1 protein-coding gene is annotated in these 3227 nt (G+C 38.7%); it reads right to left on the reverse strand.

All coding sequences use genetic code 11. The annotated features are described in order from the left end of the window. Window positions 1-98: 98 nt before the first annotated feature. Window positions 99-3191, reverse strand: a complete 3093-nt coding sequence (locus ADH51_RS05395; RefSeq protein ID WP_048675026.1) for a hypothetical protein — start codon at window positions 3189-3191, stop codon at window positions 99-101. Window positions 3192-3227: the final 36 nt, after the last annotated feature.

Here is a 3227-nt window from a genome sequence, read left to right on the forward strand (position 1 = left end):
AAAGTTTTAGGATGGTTATAGTATATAAAGCAAAGCCTAAAGTTTTCTTAAAGTGGAAGATGGAATTACTTTTTCATAATGCTTACTGCTCACTTACACTAATTGAGGAGTTTTCCATTTCCCTCAGCATCAAAATGGTAGGTCTTACCTTCGATAGTGAGGGTAGTGTTCTCAGTACGTGCACCACTGTTAGGATCATAATAATGAAGTTTATCATTTACAGTGACTAGTTCCCCTTTAGCTTGTTTGCCATCTCTATGGAAATAGACATGAGCCCCATCAATAGTTTGTTCACCGGTTAGTGCATACCAATTAGGTCCAAAGTAATACCAGTTACCATTAACCTCTTTATATTGATTTTTTATAGCAGTAGCTGTTTCCTTATCAAAGTAATAGATATGGCTACCATTAGGAATAAGTGATGGGAAATAGTCTTTAGTCAAGCCATTCGCACTAACCCTACCATCAGCATATTTATTTGTCGGAGCATCAAACATATAAAGTTCTCCGTTGATAATGTGAAGCCCTAATGGGACGTGACCAGAAGCGGTAATGTAATATCTATTACCGCTTCTGGCCTTAACGAATTGAGGCCCTTTGACTTCTTTGTTATTCAAATCGTAGAATGAAGAGTAGCCGTAAGGATATAGAAATTCTTCTCTAGCAAGGTGGGGATCTGCACCGCCCGTAAAGGTATACTCTTTACCATTGATAGTTCGAACTCCCCCTTCTCTAAGTCTTTTGCCTTTAGCATCAACATAATAAGTCTTTCCATTCAAATCGACAAATTGTTCCTTAAGGCGGGCACCACTATCTTTATCGTAAAATGAATCGTTTTCAGCAAAGTTTCCTTTAACCTGCTTACCAGTACTATCGAAGTAGACCTCGACACCATCAATGACTTGTTCACCAGTAAGGCGTTTGCCGTCATTACCAATATAATACCAATTATTGTTTATGTTTTGATAATGATTTTGTCCTAAGTCTACTCGGTCTCCTGAATTTTTACTGTAATAGTAGCCATCCGAAGCGAAGTCGCCCTTAATCTGTTTACCGTCTTGGTCAAAGAAAACATTATGACCATCAACGACATGGGCACCTTTAAGAGGAGTACCTTTAGCACCGATTCTATACCAATTGTTATTGAAGTTAACATAACGATTGGTTACTTGTACTCCTGAATTTTCATCATAGTACGCTCCATTTTCAGCAAAGTTCCCTTTAACTTGCTTGCCATCTTTATCAAAGTAAAAATTGTTGCCATTAATGACTTGTTCACCTTTTACAATTTTACCTTCGTTATTAAGATAGTACCAGTTACCGTTCACTTGAACAAACTGATTGTTGCCAAGATTAACGCGTGCTCCAGAATCTTTATCATAATAGAAACCGTCATCTGCGAAAATCCCTTTAGCTTGAACCCCATCTTTGTCAAAGAATACGGTTACGCCATTAATGACTTGCTCTCCTTTAAGAGCTTTAGAGTCTGAACCGATATAGAACCATTTATCTTTATTTTCAAGGGTATTATATGAGTTACTCTGGTCATTGATTTGAACATAACGATTAGTAACAGGTTCCCCTGTAATTGCATCATAAAAAAGTCCATTAGGTGCGAAATTTCCCTTAACTTGGATACCGTATTCACCGAAGTTGAGATGCTTACCATTAATAATTTGTTCTCCCTTAATTGTATTGCCTTCGTTATCGAGGTAATAAATAAGGGTTCCTGATGGTTGCTCTAAGGAGACAAAGCTATTTTTGACGAGTGCTCCAGTGTCTTTATCATAATAATAACCATCGTAGCCAAAGTCTCCTTTTGCTTGGTGTCCTCTATAGTTAAAGTAGACACGAACGCCGTCAATAACTTGTGGACCTGTTACCACTTTTCCGTCTGCCCCAAGATAATACCAATGGGTCTCTAGAGTTGGAGCCATAGAGCCGTTCGATTCGTAGCGTGTTAATTGAATATAACGGTTTGTCACGAGCTCGCCAGTATCCTTGTCATAGAATTGGCCGTCAGAATTAAAATCCCCTTTAATTTGATATCCGTAATAAGGGGTAAAGTAAACTTTCACACCATCAATGACTTGTTCACCTTTAAGTATCTTTCCATCTTCATCAACATAGAACCAATGGTTATCGATGAACACGTAGTGTTTTTTCCCTAGATCAACTAAATTACCATCTTGATCATAGAAACGCCCATTGTCAGCAACGCTATTACGCACCTGTGCTCCATCATACTTATCGAAATAGACAGATTTTCCATTGATGATTTGTTCACCTTTTAATTTGTCGCCATTTTTATCAACATAGAAAGGATAGATAGTGTTGTTATAGTTGTATTTAGTGCTAAAAACATAGCTATCTGTTACAAGGTTACCATCTTTATCGTAGAAGTGTTCATTGCTAGCAAATCCGTCTCGAACTTGAAGGCCGTTGTAATCATTGAAATAAACTTGTTTTCCTTGAATGGTTTGTGCGCCTTTTAATGGTTCACCATTTTTATCGACATAGTAAACACCACCAAGATGATTAATATAACGATCCGTTACAAGAGCACCAGAATCTGCATCATAGTATTGTTTATTTTTTGAAAAGTTTCCCTTGACTTGTATGCCATTTTCATCGAAATAAACGTTGACCCCATCGATTTTTTGTGCACCAGTTAGGTTCTTACCACTAGCATCCTTATAATACCAGTTACCAAGGCTATCACTATAATATTGACCACCGGTAACATTGGTTTCACTATTGGTATCTGCGGTTGCTGATGCAGCCTCACTGGCAGCCCGGTCTGTAGTTACAGCTTCGCGTGTTTGGCCTGAGGCCGATTCTGCAGGTGCTTGACTTTCGCTTGCAGTTGTTGAAGCTGTTTCACTAGCGTTTTCCGAACTTGTAGCAGAAGTTGTGGCTTGTTCTGAAACATTTGTGGTGTTTTCTGTGCTAGCCACATTTTCAGTAGTAGCAGGAGCTTCGACAACCTTAGTTTCTACGAGGTCTGCGGTGGTTTCCACATTGGCAGTGGTAGCAGCAGTAACATCAAGGTTTGTTGAGCTATCAGCTTTAGCTTCCTCAGCGAAGGCAGGTCTTGCGATAAAGGCAAAACTTGCAAGAGCAGTTGCACATGAGAATGCAATCAGACGTTTTTTGGACTTAGGTCTAGTAAAATTAGAATGTACTTTCATACTTTTTCCTCCATTTCCTAAGTCCTATTATAGCGC

This window comes from Streptococcus sp. 449_SSPC (assembly GCF_001073005.1).
GTDB classification, from domain to species: Bacteria; Bacillota; Bacilli; order Lactobacillales; family Streptococcaceae; genus Streptococcus; species Streptococcus salivarius_F.